The sequence below is a fragment of the Rhizobium sp. P32RR-XVIII genome, assembly GCF_012641395.1.
Lineage (GTDB): Bacteria > Pseudomonadota > Alphaproteobacteria > Rhizobiales > Rhizobiaceae > Rhizobium.
Window position 1 is genome coordinate 41390 of record NZ_JABAIH010000012.1, and the last position, 16609, is coordinate 57998.

Genomic DNA, 16609 nt, shown 5'->3' on the forward strand with positions numbered 1-16609 from the left:
TGTGCCCTTGCAGTTGCAGACATGATGTCTTGCTCGCGTGGGCAACGCCGCACCGGTCCATGACGGGCCGGTGCGGTTCCAAAGCGTCGATCAGTAGCCGAGGCCCTTCTTGGACTCGTAGACCTTCATCGGATCGTCAGCCTGCGTGTAGAGCTTCGATTCCGTCTGGATCCACTTCGGCGGCTCCTTCTTGTCCTTCAGGTAGGCGTCGAGCACATCGAATGCCGGGCCAGCCATGTTCGGTGTGAGCTCGACCGTCGCATTGGCTTCGCCTGCTGCCATCGCCTGGAAGATATCCGGAACCGAGTCGATCGAGACGACGAGGATGTCCTTGCCGGGTTTCAGGCCAGCTTCCTTGATCGCCTGGATGCCGCCGACAGCCATGTCGTCGTTATGGGCGTAGAGGGCGCAGATGTCCTTGCCGCCATTCTCGGCCTTCAGGAAGCTTTCCATGACTTCCTTGCCTTTCGCGCGGGTGAAGTCACCCGTCTGGCTGCGAACGATCTTGAAGTTGTCATGGCCGGCAATGGCTTCCTCGAAGCCCTTCTTGCGGGCGATCGCCGGCGAGGAACCGGTGGTGCCCTGGAGCTCGACGACGTTGCACTTCTTGTCGCCGACATTCTTGACGAGCCAGTCGCCCGCGACCTTGCCTTCATGAACCTGGTCGGAGGTAACGGCCGTCAGGTAGAGGTCTTCCGGAGCCTTGATCGTACGGTCGAGAAGGATGACCGGAATTTCGGCTTCCTTGGCTTCCTTCAGAACGTCGTCCCAACCGGTTTCAACGACCGGTGCGAGGAAAATGGCGTTGACGCCCTGGGCGACGAAGGAGCGGATCGCCTTGATCTGATTCTCCTGCTTCTGCTGGGCGTCCGAAAATTTCAGGTCAACGCCGCGCTTTTCGGCTTCCTGCTTCGTCACCGTCGTTTCAGCAGCGCGCCAGCCTGATTCCGAGCCGATCTGCGAAAAGCCCACGACGAGTTGGGCCGCAGACGCGGAACCGAACATGCAGGCAGCCAGAACCGTGGCACTCAAAAGTGCAGTTTTCAACTTCATGATTGTCTCTCCCAAATGCCGCTCCTCGCGGCTAGAGAGAAAAAATCATATAGTATTACTTTTGTAAATTGCTATTTTAGGATGCAGCGCAACAAAAAAGGCGCCCCGAACCGGAGCGCCTTGGCAGCAGCAAAAATACCTGCAGAATTATTGCGGCAACTTGTCGTCGACGCCTTCGACGTAGAAGTTCATGCCGAGCAGCGTGCCGTCATCAGCCTTCTCGCCGGCCTTCAGCCACGGAGTGCCGTCCTGTTTGTTGATCGGGCCGGTGAACGGATGCAGCTCGCCAGACTTGATCTTGGCCTCGGTCTCTTCGGCCATCTTCTTCACGTCATCCGGCATGTTGGTGTAAGGCGCCATCTTTAGAATGCCGTCCTTCAGGCCGTCCCAGCTCTGTTCGGACTTCCAGGTACCGTCCAGAAGCGCGTGAATACGCTTGGAGTAGTAGTTGCCCCAGGTGTCGACGATAGCCGTCATCTGAGCTTTCGGGCCCGCTGCGATCATGTCCGATGCCTGACCGAAGGCATGGATGCCGCGCTCTTCGGCAACCTGCATCGGCGCGGTCGTGTCCGTGTGCTGCGTCAGCACGTCGACTCCCTGGTCAACCATCGCCTTGGCGGCGTCGGCTTCCTTGCCCGGATCGAACCACGTGTTGACCCAGATCACCTTGAGCTTGAAGTCCGGGTCGATCGACTTGGCGCCCTGTTCGAACGAGTTGATGCCCATCACCACTTCCGGAATCGGGAAGGAAGCGATGTAGGCGGCACCGTGGTTCTTCGAGGTCTTGGCGGCGATCTGGCCGAGAATGTAGCGGCCTTCATAGAAGCGCGAATTGTAGGTGGCGAGATTCGGGCCGGTCTTGTAACCCGTGCCATGCTCGAACTTCACTTTCGGGAACTTGGCGGCAACTTTTACCGTCGCATCCATGAAGCCGAAGGATGTGGTGAAGATCAGCTTGCAGCCCGAGCGAGCCAGGCGCTCGATAGCGCGTTCGGCATCCGGACCCTCAGGAACGTTTTCGAGGTACGGCGTTTCGATCTTGTCGCCGAACTCCTGCTGGACCTGCTGGCGGCCGAGATCGTGCGCCTGCGAGTATCCGCCGTCGGTGTGCGAACCGACATAGACGAAGCAGATCTTGGTCTTGTCTGCGGCATGGGCGGAACCGGCGCCAATAACCGCGGCTGCCGACGCGGCGAGTGCGAGTGCTATTTTCTTCATGATAACCCCTGTTGGTTTGAAGATCTTCTGGAAACCCGTTTCTTTGTTCTTCTATCGCTCCGGCACGAAGGCCTTTCCAAGCGACGCGGGCGTATTGATCAACGTCGTACGCCGATTATGAGAAATGATGACGAGAACTACAATAGTGGCCGCATAGGGCAGCATTGAAAGGAATTGCGCCGGAATGCCGATGCCCAAGGCCTGAGCGTGCAACTGCAAGATCGTGACCGCACCGAAGAGATAGCCTCCGGCAAAGACGCGCCAGGGACGCCATGAGGCGAAGACCACGAGCGCGAGCGTGATCCAGCCTCGCCCCGATGACATGTTTTCCACCCATTGCGGCGTATAGACAAGCGAGAGCTGCGCGCCGGCGAGACCCGCGCAGGCGCCGCCGAAGATAACGGCCAGGTAGCGCGTGCGGATGACCTCTATGCCGAGCGTATGCGCCGAGGAATGGTTGTCGCCGATCGCGCGCAGCTTAAGGCCGCTTCGGCTGCGGAAGAGATACCAGCTGACACCGAAAAGAAGGGCGATAGAGAGATAGAAGATGATATCCTGGCGGAACAGGGCTGGCCCCAACAAAGGGATTTCCGACAGGAAAGGAAAGGCGATCGGCGTCAGCCGGATACCGGGAACGCTGACATAGGGCTCCCCCAGCATGCCGGACGCACCGAGCCCCAGGATCGTCAGCGCAAGCCCCGTCGCAACCTGATTGGTTACCAGAGTCAGCGTCAGAAAGCCGAAGAGAAGCGAGAACAAGGCGCCGGTAGCGATCCCAGCCAGCAACCCGACATAGGGCGAACCGGTGACTTGCGCAGCCGCGAAGGCGCCGACTGCGCCCATGATCATCATGCCCTCGACGCCGAGGTTCAAGACACCGGAGCGCTCGGCCACCAGTTCGCCAAGGGCAGCGATCACGAGAGGCGTGGAGGCCGTGATGACGGTCAGCAGAATGGCTTCGAAAATCATTCCGCTGCCTTTCCGACGACCGCCTGATGAACGCGCGACCAGACGATCCTGATCCTGTAGAAGATCAGCGTGTCGCAGGAGAGCACGAAGAAGAGCAAAAGCCCCTGGAAAACACGTGTCACCTTGTCCGATACTCCGATCGAAAGCTGCGCCGCCTCACCGCCGAGATAGGTCAGCGCCAGAACCAGACCCGAGGCGATGATGCCAAGCGGATTGAGACGCCCGAGGAAGGCGACGATGATAGCCGTAAAGCCGTAGCCAGGCGAAATCGCCGGCTGAAGGTGGCCGATCGAACCCGACACTTCCGAAATGCCGGCGAGACCGGCAAGCGCGCCGGAAAACAGGAAGCTGAACCAGATCATGCCCTTCGAGGAGAAGCCGGCAAACCGCCCTGCCCGCTCGGACTGGCCGAGCACGACAATTTCGAAGCCCCTCAGCGTATAGCGCATCATGAACCAGACGAGGATCGCGGCCAGGATCGCGAAGATGAAAGCCCAGTGGGCGCGTCCGGACTCTTCCCAAATAGCGGGGACGATCGCCTCCGGCGCGAAATCACGCGAAACCGGAAAATTGAGGCCCTGCGGATCGCGCCAGGGACCGCGGATCAGCCAATCGAGGAAAAGCTGAGAGATATAGACCAGCATCAGCGAGGTCAGGATTTCATTTGTATTGAAATGCGCTTTCAGGAGCGCCGGGATGGCGGCGAAGAGCGCGCCGCCAATCGCGCCCATGATGAGCATCAGCGGCAGGACCAACGGCGAATGCCAGTCGTAGAAGACAATCGGCAAGATCGAGCCTACGATCGCACCCATCGTGAACTGGCCCTCGGCGCCAATATTCCAGTTGTTCGAGCGGTAGCAAACGGAAAGACCGACGGCGATCAGGATCAGCGGTGCGGCCTTGATCGCCAGCTCGTGCAGCGACCAGACCTCGAGCAAAGGTTCGACGAAGAATGCATCCAACGCCTCGACGGGGTCCTTGCCAAGCAGGCTAAACATGATGCTGCCTGCAATCAGCGTGAGGACCAATGCCAGGAGCGGCGAAACGAATCCGAAGAGTTTCGACGTCTGGGGTCGCTTCTCGAGTTCAATGCGCATGGGCGATCTCCGCACCGGACCCGCTCTGATGCAGGCCGCCCATCAACAGGCCGATTTTCTCACGTGTCAGTTCGCCGGCAGGAAACGGCGGCGAGAGGCGTCCTTCCGAGATGACCGCGATTTCGGTCGCCACTTCGAATATCTCGTCGAGGTCCTGGCTGATGACGATGACGGCAGAGCCGGCGCGTGCGAGATCGACGAGCGCCTGACGAATGCGGCTCGCAGCACCTGCGTCGACGCCCCAGGTCGGCTGATTGACCACCAGAACCGCAGGCTGGCGATCCAGTTCGCGGCCGACGATGAACTTTTGAAGATTGCCGCCGGAGAGCGATCCGGCCGGTGGATCCTCGCCGCTCTTGCGAACATCCATGACTTCCGAGATGCGTCTTGCAGCGTTTTTCACGGCTCCGCGCCGGATCACTTTGAGGAAACCGCCTGCCAGGAAGGTCTTGCGATCCGACTGGCTGCGCGCGAGCACGAGGTTATCGGAGAGCCTCATGGTTGGAACGGCGGCGTGCCCGTGGCGCTCTTCCGGAACGAAGCCTGCGCCGAGCAGACGGCGGGCGGCGATGCCCTTTGTTCCGACGGGTTGCCTGCGGATGACGATCGCATCCGCAGAAGCCACCGGATACTCTCCGGACAGCGCGTCGAAGAGTTCGCCCTGCCCGTTTCCGGCGACACCGGCAATTGCCAGAATCTCACCGGAGCGAACGGCAAGCGATACATCCTTGAGCGGCATGGCAAAGGGCGTGCGAGGTGCGACCGAGAGGCCTGTCACCGCGAGCTGAACATCACCTGGATTGCCGCGATCGGGATGTGTTACGCTCGCCACGTCGGAACCCACCATCATTCTGGCGAGCGAACCGGGCGTCTCGCGCTTCGGATCGCAGATGCCCGTCACCCTGCCGTGGCGCAGCACCGTGGCGCGATCGCAAAGACGCTGCACCTCCTCGAGACGATGACTGATGTAGAGGACAGAGCGGCCTTCCGCCTTCAACTTGAAGAGTGTTTCGAAAAGCTTGTCCGCCTCCTGCGGCGTCAGAACGGAAGTCGGCTCATCGAGAATGATCAGCTTCGGGTTCTGCAGCAGCGCGCGGACGATTTCGATGCGCTGGCGCTCGCCGACGGAAAGGTCGGCGACATGGGCGTGCGGATCGAGCGGCAGACCGTAGGCGCGCGACAGTGCTCTCGCCTCTTCGGCAATCCTGCCGATCGGAATTCTGTCATCGAGGGAAAGCGCGATGTTTTCGGCGACCGTCAGCGCCTCGAAAAGCGAGAAATGCTGGAAGACCATGCCGATGCCGAGTTTGCGGGCTTCTCCCGGAGAGTCGATCGCAACCGATTTTCCCGACCAAAAGATTTGGCCGCCGGTCGGTTCCAGGACGCCGAACAGCATCTTTACCAGCGTGGATTTTCCCGCGCCGTTTTCTCCCAGAAGCGCGTGAATTTCGCCTGGGGCAATATCGAGATCGATTTCATTGCAGGCAGCAAAGCTACCGAAGAATTTCGTCAGCTTCTGAACCGACAGTAACGCACCGGACGACAGCGCATTCAATGACGACACGTTCCCCTCATTTCTCTCTGCCGATCCGTCCGTTCCGGATCTTTCATGGAATCAGCAGGGTAGTTCCGGTAGTTCTTCTTGTTTCCAGATCCGTGTGAGCCCGTCCCACCTCACGCAATGGATAGGTTTGATTGACATTGATACGCACTTTGCCGCTTAGCACAACATCAAATAGCGCGTTTGCACAGGCGGTCAGTTCCTCGCGCGTCGCAATGTAGGTGAAAAGGGTCGGCCTCGTCGCAAAAAGCGAGCCCCTCTGCGCCAGCATTGCCATTGTGAAGTTCTCGATCGGGCCGGAGGATTGGCCGAATGACACGAACAGGCCGCGCGGCTTCAGGCAGTCAAGCGATTGCGGAAAGGTGTCGCGGCCGATCGAGTCATAGACGACGTCCACGCCCTTGCTGGCGGTGATTTCACGCACACGATCGAGAAAGTTTTCCGTCCGGTAATTGATGACGTGATCATAGCCGTGCTTGAGCGCGAGCTTCACCTTGTCTTCCGAGCCTGCGGTGCCGATCACCGTTGCCCCGAGCGCCTTTGCCCATTGCCCGGCAATGAGCCCGACGCCGCCTGCCGCAGCGTGAAACAGCAGGACGGTTTGCGGCCCCACCTTGAAGGTCCGGTTCAGCAGATACTCGACGGTCATGCCCTTCAGCATCGCAGCCGCCGTCTCCAGACTAATGCCATCCGGCACCTTGACGAGATGCTTGGTCGCGACATTCCGTTCGACGCTATAGGCGCCATCGGCACCGGCATAGGCAACCCGATCGCCAACGGCGAAATCCGTCACACCCGGTCCGACCACGGTGACGGTGCCTGCGGCTTCCTTGCCCGGAACGAAGGGAAGATGCGGTGCCTTGTAGGTGCCATCGCGGAAATACACGTCGATGAAGTTGAGGCCTATCGCGGCATGCCTGATCTGCACCTCGCCGGCGGACGGCGGCGGCAGGTCGATATCGGCATATTCCAGAACCTCAGCTCCGCCATTGCGGCTGAATGCGATCGCCTGCGTCTTTGTCATATGTGTCTCCTATTCGCTGCGGCCCAGCGCCGGGAAGAACTGCAGTACGGCGCCGATGCAATAGAGATAGATGCCGCTGATCACGAAGAGAACAACCGCCCATTGCGGCATGCTGAAATGCATGAGCAACGAATACATGCCGAGCGCCGACCAGAGAAAGAAGACCGCGAGATTGAGCGGCCGCAAGCGCTGGACGCGGACCGGATGCAGGAAATTGATCGGCAGGAAGGTGAGTATCACCGAGACGACCACGACGCTCAACGCGGTCGCGGCATCGGCACCGATGACGAAGAGCGTGAAGACGATCATGTTCCAGACGACGGGGAAGCCGGAGAAGAAATACTCATCCGTTTTCATGCCCATGTCGGCATAGTAGATGGCGCTCGAAACGACGATCATCCCGGCCGCGACGAAAGACCAGGGCTCGCCGATCATGCCGCTCTGATACAATGCGAAAGCGGGCAGCAAGACGTAGGTCACATAATCGATGATATTGTCGAGCGTGTCGCCCGACCAGTTGGGCAGGACTTCCTTTACGCGCACCTTGCGCGCGATCGGGCCATCGACCCCGTCGACGAGCAGAGCGAGACCCAGCCACCAGAACATATCGATGAAACGATGCTCGGCGGCGGCGACCACGCCGAGAAAGGCAAGGAAGGAGCCGGATGCCGTCAAAATATGGACGGAAAACGCGCGTATTTCTGCATAAGGAACGCGCTTGTAGTTGAAAATCTTCATGTTTCCCCACCGCCTATCGCCGCTTAAAACCTGCAGGCGGCGTTTTGGCCTAATATGCATCCTTTGCTTCGCTTCGCCAGCGCAAAAGCAACATGGCGCACAGGCATTGAATCATGAGCATGACATGCATATTTCCTCTTGGTAGCGCGCCGGAGAATGGATTGCCTTTAACTTCAGGCGGATTTGTAATATCTGCCTCGCATCCGCACGATCATCCGACGAATACGGGATCCGATTAAGAAAAATGAACGCTCCTGCAAAGACTGAAGATTTCGCCTCCGCCATCCCGGCAAATGTCTATGCCGAGAAGGTGCTGAGCGTCACGCATTATACCGACCGGCTCTTCCGCTTCACGATGACCCGGCCGCAGGGGTTCCGTTTCCGCTCGGGCGAGTTTGCGATGATCGGCCTGATGGTCGAAGGCAAGCCGGTGTTCCGCGCCTATTCGATCGCAAGCCCGGCCTGGGCCGAAGAACTCGAATTCTTCTCGATCAAGGTGCCGGACGGGCCGCTGACATCGCATCTTCAGGCTATCAAGCCGGGCGACCAGGTCCTGATGCGCAAGAAGCCGACGGGCACGCTGGTTCTCGACGCCCTCACCCCCGGCAGGCGGCTCTACATGTTCTCGACCGGAACAGGCATTGCCCCCTTCGCCAGCCTTATCCGCGACCCGGAAACCTACGAGAAGTATGAGGAAGTGATCCTCACGCACACGACCCGCGACGTCGCCGAGCTGAAATACGGCTTCGACCTTGTTGATGAAATCCGCAATGATGAACTGCTGAGCGAAATCGTCGGCGATAAGCTGCGCCACTATGCGACCGTGACGCGTGAGGATTTCGAGCGCACCGGCCGCATCACCGATCTGATTTCCTCCGGCAAGCTTTTCACGGATCTCGGCGTTCCGGCGCTCGACCCGGCAATCGACCGGGGCATGATCTGCGGCTCATCCGCCATGCTGAAGGACACCAAGGAACTTCTGGAAAAAGCGGGCCTTGAAGAAGGCGCCAACAGCAAACCCGCCGAATTCGTCATCGAACGCGCCTTTGTCGGCTGATGGTCTTTGCACGAATTGATGAACGGCTCCGGAGACGGAGCCGTTTTCATTTGTGGCTCAGGTAGTCGATCAAGGTTGCCATTGCCTTGCGCGATTCTTCCACCCTGCCCGCCTCAATCGCGTGAATGACTGCGACGTGAAGCGAGATCGAGCGGTTCATCCGATCCGGATTGGCGGTGGAATACCAGAGACGCCGTGAATGCGTCTGCACGGGCCCGAGTGCTACCGTGATGAAGGTGTTCGGGCAGCCTTCTTCGAGAATTTCGTCGAACGCCTTGTCGGCCGCGAAGAAAGCATCAAGATCGCCGTTGACGGTACAGTCCGCCATGGCGCGGGCGCATTCGGTCAGCGCCGCCCGCTGTTCGTCCGTCGCATGCTCGGCAGCGAGCGATGCCGCGATCGGCTCCAGTTCCCTGCGCACCTGCATGACATCGGCATGGTCACCCGCCTTGATCTCCGCAATCTGCAACCCGACGCGCGGCCTGACGATGATGAGCCCCTGCCAGGCAAGCTTCTGAATCGCTTCCCGTACCGGCGTGCGCCCATGTCCTGCCAGATCGATCAGCTGCTTTTCCGTCACGAGCGCGCCGGGCTTCAACACCAGCGTCACGATCGCGTGCTCCAGTGCGAGGTAGGCCAAATGGCTCTGCGAATTCTGCATTCCGGGATCCATGCTTCAAACTGATATATCACATAGTGACATGGCAGAAATGAGGATGGCAAGCTGCCGTGATAATTCAGAGCCAGGAAAGCGAACGTGAAGCCATTTTATTCGTGGCGCAAGGCGTCAATCGGGTTCAGCTGTGCGGCCCGGCGAGCCGGAAAATAACCGAAGATCATGCCGATGGCAGCCGAGAAGAGGAAAGCAACGGCGATCATCATGGGGCTGAAGACGAAGGGAACCTTCAGGAGCGTGACGGAGACAAAGCCGATCCCCATCCCGAGGACGATGCCGGTAATGCCACCGAAGAGCGACAGCGCTATGGCTTCCACGAGGAACTGCATCAGGACCTGCGTTTCGAGCGCGCCGATCGCAAGTCGGATGCCGATCTCGCGCGTGCGCTCGGTCACGGAAACCAGCATGATATTCATGATGCCGATGCCGCCGACGAGCAGGCTGATTGCCGCCACCGCTCCCAGAAGTCCGGTGAGCAGCGTCGTCGTCCCCGTCATCGCCGCGGCGATCTGCGTCATGTCGTTGACGGTGAAATCGTCGTCGCGGCCCGGAACGATCTTGCGGCGCTCGCGCAGCAGGTTTTCCGTTTCCGCCTGCACCTTCGAGGTCGAGACGCCGTCGCGCGCCGAGATGACGATCATCTGAACCGTGGCATTGGCCCTGCCGCCAACACGGCGCTGATAGACCTTCACGGGCAGGATCACCACATCGTCCTGGTCGTTGCCCATGCCCGATTGCCCGCGTTTCGCCAAAACGCCGATGACGCTGCAGGACACCTTGCCCACGCGGATCTGCTGGCCTGTTGGATTGGCCGCGCCGAAAAGCTCCGACCGCACCGTTTCACCGAGGATGCACCTGGCGCGTCCGCGCTCCTCCGCCGCCTCGAATGTGCGGCCAAGCGCAATGTCCCAGTCCTGGGCGATGAAATAGTCGTTCGTTGTGCCCATGATGGTGGTCGAATGGCTCTGTCCGCCGTAGATCGCCGTCGCCGTCGTCTGGTTGAGCGGCGCCACGGCGCGAACGCCCGTCAGCTGATCGCGGATTGCATCGACGTCCTTGACGGTGAACCGCCTCGCCTCGGCACTCGCCCGCCCCGGACCGAACTGCCCCGGCCGCACGAACAGCATGTTGGTTCCGAGCCGCGAAAGTTCGGTGGAGACCTGCTCGGTGGTACCGTTGCCGATCGTGACCAGTGCAATAACGGCTGCGACGCCGATGACGACGCCAAGCACGGTGAGAAAGGAGCGCAGCATGTTTCGGCTGATGGCGCGCAGCGCGAGTTTCAGCGTTTCAAGAAACATGATCCGCCTCCTCCCGAGGCGCAACCTCGGCTTCGAGCCTTCCGTCAACGAAACGCAGTATCCGCTGCGCATAGACGGCGATGTCCGGCTCATGCGTGACCATGACGATGGTGATGCCCTGCTGCCGGTTAAGGCGGGTCATCAGATCCATGATTTCGGCGCTGGTCCTGGTGTCGAGATTGCCGGTCGGCTCGTCGGCGAGAAGCAGGGCGGGTTCGGTGACGATCGCCCGCGCGATCGCCACGCGCTGCTGCTGGCCGCCGGAAAGCTCCTGTGTCTTGTGGTGTTCACGTCCAGCCAGGCCGACCAGACCAAGCGCTTCAATGGCACGCTCGCGGCGCTCTCGCGCGGCAATCCCCCGGTAGGTCAGCGGCAGCTCGACGTTCTCGACCGCTGATGTGCGTGCGAGAAGATTGAAGCCCTGGAAGACGAAGCCCAGCATATGGCGCCTGAGCAGTGTCAGTTGCCCCCGGTCGAAACCTTTCGTCGAAATGCCCTGGAAGACGTAGTCGCCGGCGCTCGGCACGTCGAGGCAGCCGAGGATGTTCATCGCCGTGGACTTTCCGGAACCCGACGGCCCCATGATCGCGACGAATTCATGGGTACCGATCCGCAGGTCGACGCGGTCGAGCGCGCGGATAGCCGCTTCGCCATGGCCATAGACCTTCGATACCTGTCTGAATTCGAGAAGCGGCGGACTGGTCATTTTCCTGTCCATCTATTGCGTCAGCGCCGTTGCGTCGGTCACGAGCCGATCGTTCTCCTTCAATTCACCGGAGACGACCTGGGTGAACTGACCGTCCGAGGAGCCGACCTGGATGACCAACGGCACCTGTACGCCATTCCGAAGCACCCACACGCGCCGCTTTGCGCCAGTCAGGGCCTCGCTGCCGCCAGCGCCTCCGCGCGGCCGGCCGATGCGGGGCGCACGGAAAAGAGCAAAGATGCCGCGCCCGCGTGATGCGGTTTCCGGCGGCGCGTAGCGCAGGGCTGTATTCGGCACCATCAGCGTATTCTTGACGGCTTCGACCGTGATGTCCGAGGTAGCCGTCATGCCCGGGCGTAGCAGCAGGCCTGCGTTGTCGACCGAAAGCACGGCCTTATAGGTGACGACGTTGTTGGTTGTCGCGGAGGCGAAACGGATCTGCTCGATCTCGGCGGGAAAGGTCTTGTCCGGATAGGCGTCGACCGTAAAGGTCGCCTTCTGCCCGACTGCGATCTGTCCGACATCGGCTTCGTCGACGTCCACCTGGAGTTCCATCTTCCTGAGATCGCCGGCGATCGTGAAGAGCACCGGTGCCGAAAGCGAGGCGGCAACGGTTGCCCCAGGATTGACCGAGCGGGTCAGTACGACGCCGTCGATCGGCGAAACGATCTTGGCCTTCGCAAGGTTGACCTCTGCCAGTTGCAGGTCCGCTTCGGCCGAGAGCACGTCCGCTTCGTTTATCTGCTTTGCGGCGACGGCAGACTCATATTTGTAGGATGCGTCCTCAAGGCTCTGCTGCGTCGAGACGTTGCTTTTGACCAGACTTTTCAAGCGTTCCAGCGAGCTCTGCGCCGAAAGCAGGTCAGCATCGGCTTTGGCAACGTTCGCTTTGGCGGATACGACCTTCGCGCGCGAACTCTTCACGTCGGCTTCCAGCTTGTTCGTATCAAGAACTGCCAGCACCTCGCCGGATTTCACCTCGCTGTTGTAATCGACGTTGACGTCGCGCACGGTGCCCGAAAGCTCGCTCGATATGTCGACCTGTTCCGTCGGCTGCACCGAGCCGGTTGCCGTCACCAGGACCGTCAAATCGCCGCGCTTTGTCGGCTGGGTCGTATAGCTGTATTCATTGCCGTTGCGGCCGTAATAGGCATAGCCGCCGCTACCGGCGACGGCGATGACGATGGCTGCCGCTATGAGCCGGCCGCGCCAGCGGCGACCCTGGCCACGCTTGCCGGAGGTTGCCAGTACCTCAGCAAGATCGGGCCTGGCCGATACGGCTTTCGCGCCGCTTCCGGATTCGGAATCGTTCATGAAATCCTCAAACCACCATGGGAGCGCCTGCTCCTTCGCCATGTAAATAGTCATAGCGAAGATGAACCGGAACTAACTGCGAGAGGCGCATCGGCATGGAATAGCGAAAAAATGCATTAAATCTTGGTAATGAAAATCCGGTTTAGTCGGCGTCTTCGTGGTACTGCTGCGTTCCTTGCATCGGATGGAGCCAGCTTTCGCGCCGCTTGATCCATACTTCATAAGTTGGAGCAATTTCCATCGGCGCCTCGTCCAGCGAACCGAGCCTGAGTTCCGCCTCGTTCTCCGTGAGGCAGAACAGCCGCCCGCCGCATGCCGCACAGAAGCTGCGGCCTTCAAATGTCGCGACCCCGCCGGAATAGTCGAATGCGGTGCGTGGCCATACCGCGAAGGTGACGAAGGCCGAGCCACTCTCCTTTCTGCAATCTGCACAATGGCACAGGCCGGCGCGAAGCGGCTCACCCTTCACTTCATATCTGACCGCGCCACAAAGGCAGCCCCCGGTGCGGATTTTCATCAGGAATCGAGGTCCGGCGGCAATTTCGGCGGCCTCCGCTTGGCGGCCATCAAGAGGTCGAGCTCGGTCGCCGAAGGCCCGAACTTTTCGTAAAGCCGCCTGGCTTCCTTTTCATCCAAGCGATATTTCCGAGCAAATTCGCTCATACTGTAAGGTCGGCCGCGCAGCACTTTGCGGGTCGGCATCGTCTGATTTGTAGCGTCAGACATAGCATTCCTCCTTTTCACAACCAGAAAGCTAGAGCACCCAGGCTTGTTGGGAAGGCTGGTGATGACGAGGCTTTTGACCGTATCCCGGCCCGCTGGCGATGACGGAAATCAACCGTTCGAGAATGTGGACGGATTCGTATGCAGGCCGTAGAATGCATGCCTCCTATATGCGGAGGATTCCGGAAGGAGAGCGCCAATGCCTATCTTCATAGACCGGCATGATCTCGCGGGAACCACAGCCGCCGACATTGCCGAGGCACACCGCAAGGACATCGAGATTCAGGATCAGTACGGGGTCAAATTCCTCACCTACTGGTACGACCAGCCCCGGGGGACCGTGTTCTGCCTCGTAGATGCGCCCGATGCGGAAACGGCACAATGTGTGCACCGGGAAGCCCACGGCTTTGTCGCCGGCGAGATCGTCGAAGTTGCATTGTCGGCGGTAGAGGCCTTTCTCGGCCGCATTACCGATCCAAAGCCGGCGCCCGGGCAATCCTCGGCCACTGTGGATGCCGGCCACCGCGCCATCCTGTTTACCGACATCGTCGGCTCGACGGCGATGACATCGCGCCTTGGCGACCGCATGGCAACCGAAATGGTCAGGGCGCATGACTCCCTCGTGCGCAGGTGCCTCGGCCACTGTGCCGGCCGCGAGGTGAAGCATACCGGCGACGGAATCATGGCGACGTTCGCCTCGATCCCTGCAGCGGTCGAATGTGCAAGAATGGTTCAGCAGGAGTTCAAGCGGTACAACCGCGGCAATCCTGAACCAATTCATGTTCGCATCGGACTCGATTGCGGCGAGCCCGTCGAGGATAGTAACGACCTGTTCGGCTCCACGGTGCAACTTGCAGCGCGATTGTGCGGCGCCGCCTCCAGCGACCAGATTTTGGTATCGGAGAACATTTTCCGGGAATACGGCGCCTCAGATCTTTTCGCCCACGCCACGCGCCGGCGTCTGAAGGGATTTTCGAAGCCCGTTCTGGCCTTCCGATGCGACTGGGTTGAACCAGTTGCCAATTAAGGTTCTAGGCTTTCACCCGCCAGTTTGGTGATGCGGTGCGGCGACGGGTTTCGATTCCGGCGAGCCCTTGAACCTCAGGAATATGGACAGGACAACAAGAACGGCGGTGGAAAAGAACTCGGATTGCCAGTTCTGAAATGACTCGAACCAAAATTGCGCACTGCCCAGATGGTCGACAAGGCTCGTCGCCGGGTGGCCACGCAGGGCGGCCTCAAGTGCCTCCCTTTGGGCGCTGCCGAACAGATGAAGAATGAAACTTGCGACAAACAGGACCACCAGCACTATGCCCAGCGAATAGGCGTAGAGTTTCTGCGCGAGCCGCCCGCCTCTCAAAGGCCCCGGCACGTGAGGATCATGGGCAGGGACCAAGACATGCTCGTCCTGCGATGAGGTGTCATCCGGATCTTTCGATTCTGCCGAGCCGCGTTGAAAGAGGAAGGCCGTCAAAACCACGTAGGTGGCCATTTGCAGGAATTCGCTCTCCCAGTTCTCGAACAGTGCCGAGAGGAAATGACCCGACCCGGCGTATTCCAGCAGTGGCAGCTGGGGGAAACCGTGTTCCGCAAGCTCCTGGTTCAAGCTTTGCCATCCGCTGAGCAGCATGCCGGCGATCGTGACAAGTGTCGCCGTGAGGAGAACAATGGTCAGTCCGTTGTCGCGGAAAAATCGCATTCACATTCCTTCATCCAGTGCGGCAGCAACGCCAATTCTCCAGAGCTATGATGCTTTCACTCCAGATAAACTTACATGCCAGGCGAACGTTCCGAGGTCTAATGTTCGGGAGCAGCCGCAAGGCTCAGGGGCCAACGAATAGAAGGAACGAACCGGAAGCTTAGCCGTTGAAGCTTTGGCACAGTAGCAGCGGAGGAAATGTCATGGGTATCGAGCAAGCTCCGACGGAAAAAGGGAAACAAGCGGCGCGGGGATTGAGGAAGACCACCGCGGCGGAGGAAAAGAAAGTGGAGGCCAAGAAGGGCTCAGACCTTGCGAAAGGTTCCGAGCGTTTTGAGGAACGTTCGAAAAGTTCCGACGGCAAGAGCGCCGGAACAAAGCAGCTCCTCTGACGCGGTTCCGCCTTCTAACGCTGACGAGCAGATCGCCGGAAGGGACCCGAGCGGTCCCGTCACGGGAGTTGACCAATGGCGGCACGGGAGACTGGCGCGACAGGAAAAAATGTTCCGCACGCGTATGAACAGGGCCGGGGAAGAGATGCCGATACCCCCAATCAGATTCCGCTGAAGGGGCTGAAGGATGTCTTCTGGCGCATCGTCGCTGAAATTATCGACGATCGCGTCATGTTGATTGCGGCAGGGGTGACCTACTACCTGCTGCTGGCGTTGTTTCCGGCGCTCGCCGCGCTGGTTTCGCTCTATGGCTTCGTCGCTGACCCGGTGACGATCGCTGGTCATATCGATTTCCTGTCGGGCCTGCTGCCTCCCGGCTCCCTTGATATCATCCTCACGCAGCTCGACGCGCTCGCCCAGCAGAAAACGTCATCGTTAAGCATCGCCTTCGTCGTCGGACTGGTCGTCGCCTTATGGAGCACTAACAGTGGAATCAAGGCGCTGTTCGAGGCGATGAATGTCGCCAATGGCGAGGCCGAGAAGCGAAGCCTTGTCAGGCTGAACCTGATGTCCTTGGCGTTCACGCTCGGCGCGCTGCTGATCGCAGTCGTCCTGATCACCGCCATCGGCGTGGTTCCCGCAGTCCTCTCATACCTCTGGCTCGATCGGTGGGAGGAGCAGCTGGCAAGGTTTGCACGCTGGCCCGTGATCCTCGCGTCTGCCGGTGCGGGCATCACCTTGCTCTATCATTACGGGCCGAGCCGCGAGCATGCGAAGTTTCACTGGCTGAGTTGGGGAGCGGTGTTCAGCACACTCCTATGGCTAGGCGCCTCGATGTTGTTTTCCTACTACCTGGAAAACTTCGCCAACTATAACGCCACTTACGGCACGCTCGGCGCGCTGATAGGCTTCATGGTCTGGATGTGGATATCGACGATCATCGTGATTGTCGGCGCTATGCTCAACGCCGAACTTGAACACCAGACAGCGCACGACTCGACTACAGGCGAGCCTCGGCCGATGGGAGAACGAGGCGCATATGTCGCCGACACGCTCGGCAAGACCTCCGACGAAGACTGAA

At 59.9% G+C, this 16609-nt stretch carries 18 protein-coding genes; 4 read left to right on the forward strand and 14 right to left on the reverse strand.

Annotated elements, in window-relative coordinates:
* Window positions 1-90 precede the first annotated feature (90 nt).
* From ytfQ to pcsA, 7 genes are all read right to left on the reverse strand, one after another.
* The gene (gene ytfQ, locus HGP14_RS25875) at window positions 91-1053 is read right to left on the reverse strand and encodes a galactofuranose ABC transporter, galactofuranose-binding protein YtfQ (RefSeq protein WP_168832740.1); all 963 of its coding nucleotides are present in this window, start codon (window positions 1051-1053) and stop codon (window positions 91-93) included.
* Between the two features lie 147 nt (window positions 1054-1200).
* Window positions 1201-2271 carry a BMP family ABC transporter substrate-binding protein gene (locus tag HGP14_RS25880; RefSeq protein ID WP_168832741.1) on the reverse strand — a complete coding sequence of 357 codons (1071 nt, stop codon included), beginning with the start codon at window positions 2269-2271 and terminating at the stop codon, window positions 1201-1203.
* A gap of 51 nt (window positions 2272-2322) precedes the next feature.
* Window positions 2323-3240, reverse strand: coding sequence for an ABC transporter permease (locus HGP14_RS25885; RefSeq protein ID WP_168832742.1), 918 nt, complete (start codon window positions 3238-3240; stop codon window positions 2323-2325).
* A complete protein-coding gene (locus HGP14_RS25890; RefSeq protein ID WP_168832743.1) occupies window positions 3237-4337 on the reverse strand; it encodes an ABC transporter permease in 1101 nt (366 codons plus the stop codon). Before HGP14_RS25890 ends, HGP14_RS25885 begins: the two co-directional genes overlap by 4 nt.
* A complete protein-coding gene (locus tag HGP14_RS25895) occupies window positions 4327-5892 on the reverse strand; it encodes an ABC transporter ATP-binding protein (protein WP_168832847.1) in 1566 nt (521 codons plus the stop codon). Before HGP14_RS25895 ends, HGP14_RS25890 begins: the two co-directional genes overlap by 11 nt.
* Window positions 5893-5944: 52 nt before the next feature.
* Complete coding sequence (locus HGP14_RS25900; RefSeq protein ID WP_168832744.1) at window positions 5945-6922, reverse strand: quinone oxidoreductase; 978 nt, start codon at window positions 6920-6922, stop codon at window positions 5945-5947.
* Between the two features lie 9 nt (window positions 6923-6931).
* Window positions 6932-7660 carry a phosphatidylcholine synthase gene (gene pcsA, locus HGP14_RS25905; protein ID WP_168832745.1) on the reverse strand — a complete coding sequence of 243 codons (729 nt, stop codon included), beginning with the start codon at window positions 7658-7660 and terminating at the stop codon, window positions 6932-6934.
* A gap of 244 nt (window positions 7661-7904) precedes the next feature.
* Here pcsA and HGP14_RS25910 point away from each other — a divergent pair, with 244 nt between their 5' ends.
* Window positions 7905-8717 carry a ferredoxin--NADP reductase gene (locus tag HGP14_RS25910; protein WP_168832746.1) on the forward strand — a complete coding sequence of 271 codons (813 nt, stop codon included), beginning with the start codon at window positions 7905-7907 and terminating at the stop codon, window positions 8715-8717.
* Window positions 8718-8763: 46 nt separating this feature from the next.
* Here the strand turns inward: HGP14_RS25910 and HGP14_RS25915 are convergent, their stop codons facing one another.
* The 6 genes from HGP14_RS25915 to HGP14_RS25940 form a co-directional block, all read right to left on the reverse strand.
* Complete coding sequence (locus HGP14_RS25915; protein ID WP_168832747.1) at window positions 8764-9378, reverse strand: GntR family transcriptional regulator; 615 nt, start codon at window positions 9376-9378, stop codon at window positions 8764-8766.
* A 107-nt stretch (window positions 9379-9485) separates the two neighbouring features.
* Window positions 9486-10694 (reverse strand): ABC transporter permease, encoded by a 1209-nt coding sequence (locus HGP14_RS25920; RefSeq protein WP_168832748.1) that lies wholly within the window; start codon window positions 10692-10694, stop codon window positions 9486-9488.
* Complete coding sequence (locus HGP14_RS25925) at window positions 10684-11400, reverse strand: ABC transporter ATP-binding protein (protein ID WP_168832749.1); 717 nt, start codon at window positions 11398-11400, stop codon at window positions 10684-10686. The genes HGP14_RS25920 and HGP14_RS25925 overlap by 11 nt, the downstream gene beginning before the upstream one ends.
* Before the next feature lie 12 nt (window positions 11401-11412).
* Entirely contained in the window at window positions 11413-12714 is a 1302-nt protein-coding gene (locus tag HGP14_RS25930) for an efflux RND transporter periplasmic adaptor subunit (protein WP_168832750.1), read from the reverse strand.
* 142 nt (window positions 12715-12856) lie between these two features.
* Entirely contained in the window at window positions 12857-13231 is a 375-nt protein-coding gene (locus tag HGP14_RS25935) for a GFA family protein (RefSeq protein ID WP_168832751.1), read from the reverse strand.
* A complete protein-coding gene (locus HGP14_RS25940; protein ID WP_168832752.1) occupies window positions 13231-13440 on the reverse strand; it encodes a hypothetical protein in 210 nt (69 codons plus the stop codon). Before HGP14_RS25940 ends, HGP14_RS25935 begins: the two co-directional genes overlap by 1 nt.
* Window positions 13441-13636: 196 nt before the next feature.
* On the opposite strand from HGP14_RS25940, the gene HGP14_RS25945 reads away from it, so the two are divergent.
* A complete protein-coding gene (locus tag HGP14_RS25945) occupies window positions 13637-14464 on the forward strand; it encodes a nickel-binding protein (RefSeq protein ID WP_168832753.1) in 828 nt (275 codons plus the stop codon).
* Window positions 14465-14476: 12 nt separating this feature from the next.
* Here the strand turns inward: HGP14_RS25945 and HGP14_RS25950 are convergent, their stop codons facing one another.
* Window positions 14477-15136 carry a DUF6766 family protein gene (locus HGP14_RS25950; RefSeq protein ID WP_168832754.1) on the reverse strand — a complete coding sequence of 220 codons (660 nt, stop codon included), beginning with the start codon at window positions 15134-15136 and terminating at the stop codon, window positions 14477-14479.
* A 203-nt stretch (window positions 15137-15339) separates the two neighbouring features.
* Here HGP14_RS25950 and HGP14_RS25955 point away from each other — a divergent pair, with 203 nt between their 5' ends.
* Complete coding sequence (locus HGP14_RS25955; protein WP_168832755.1) at window positions 15340-15528, forward strand: hypothetical protein; 189 nt, start codon at window positions 15340-15342, stop codon at window positions 15526-15528.
* Window positions 15529-15603: 75 nt separating this feature from the next.
* A complete protein-coding gene (locus HGP14_RS25960) occupies window positions 15604-16608 on the forward strand; it encodes a YihY/virulence factor BrkB family protein (protein WP_168832756.1) in 1005 nt (334 codons plus the stop codon).
* The last annotated feature ends 1 nt before the right edge of the window (window position 16609 follow it).

Coding starts and splice junctions, on each gene's coding strand:
- HGP14_RS25920 (WP_168832748.1), bottom strand. CDS start 10,694: ATGTTTCTTGAAACGCTGAAACTCGCGCTGCGCGCCATCAGCCGAAAC.
- HGP14_RS25935 (WP_168832751.1), bottom strand. CDS start 13,231: ATGAAAATCCGCACCGGGGGCTGCCTTTGTGGCGCGGTCAGATATGAA.
- HGP14_RS25915 (WP_168832747.1), bottom strand. CDS start 9,378: ATGCAGAATTCGCAGAGCCATTTGGCCTACCTCGCACTGGAGCACGCG.
- pcsA (WP_168832745.1), bottom strand. CDS start 7,660: ATGAAGATTTTCAACTACAAGCGCGTTCCTTATGCAGAAATACGCGCG.
- HGP14_RS25950 (WP_168832754.1), bottom strand. CDS start 15,136: ATGCGATTTTTCCGCGACAACGGACTGACCATTGTTCTCCTCACGGCG.
- HGP14_RS25960 (WP_168832756.1), top strand. CDS start 15,604: ATGGCGGCACGGGAGACTGGCGCGACAGGAAAAAATGTTCCGCACGCG.
- HGP14_RS25900 (WP_168832744.1), bottom strand. CDS start 6,922: ATGACAAAGACGCAGGCGATCGCATTCAGCCGCAATGGCGGAGCTGAG.
- HGP14_RS25955 (WP_168832755.1), top strand. CDS start 15,340: ATGGGTATCGAGCAAGCTCCGACGGAAAAAGGGAAACAAGCGGCGCGG.
- HGP14_RS25880 (WP_168832741.1), bottom strand. CDS start 2,271: ATGAAGAAAATAGCACTCGCACTCGCCGCGTCGGCAGCCGCGGTTATT.
- HGP14_RS25925 (WP_168832749.1), bottom strand. CDS start 11,400: ATGACCAGTCCGCCGCTTCTCGAATTCAGACAGGTATCGAAGGTCTAT.
- HGP14_RS25910 (WP_168832746.1), top strand. CDS start 7,905: ATGAACGCTCCTGCAAAGACTGAAGATTTCGCCTCCGCCATCCCGGCA.
- HGP14_RS25940 (WP_168832752.1), bottom strand. CDS start 13,440: ATGTCTGACGCTACAAATCAGACGATGCCGACCCGCAAAGTGCTGCGC.
- HGP14_RS25945 (WP_168832753.1), top strand. CDS start 13,637: ATGCCTATCTTCATAGACCGGCATGATCTCGCGGGAACCACAGCCGCC.
- ytfQ (WP_168832740.1), bottom strand. CDS start 1,053: ATGAAGTTGAAAACTGCACTTTTGAGTGCCACGGTTCTGGCTGCCTGC.
- HGP14_RS25930 (WP_168832750.1), bottom strand. CDS start 12,714: ATGAACGATTCCGAATCCGGAAGCGGCGCGAAAGCCGTATCGGCCAGG.
- HGP14_RS25890 (WP_168832743.1), bottom strand. CDS start 4,337: ATGCGCATTGAACTCGAGAAGCGACCCCAGACGTCGAAACTCTTCGGA.
- HGP14_RS25885 (WP_168832742.1), bottom strand. CDS start 3,240: ATGATTTTCGAAGCCATTCTGCTGACCGTCATCACGGCCTCCACGCCT.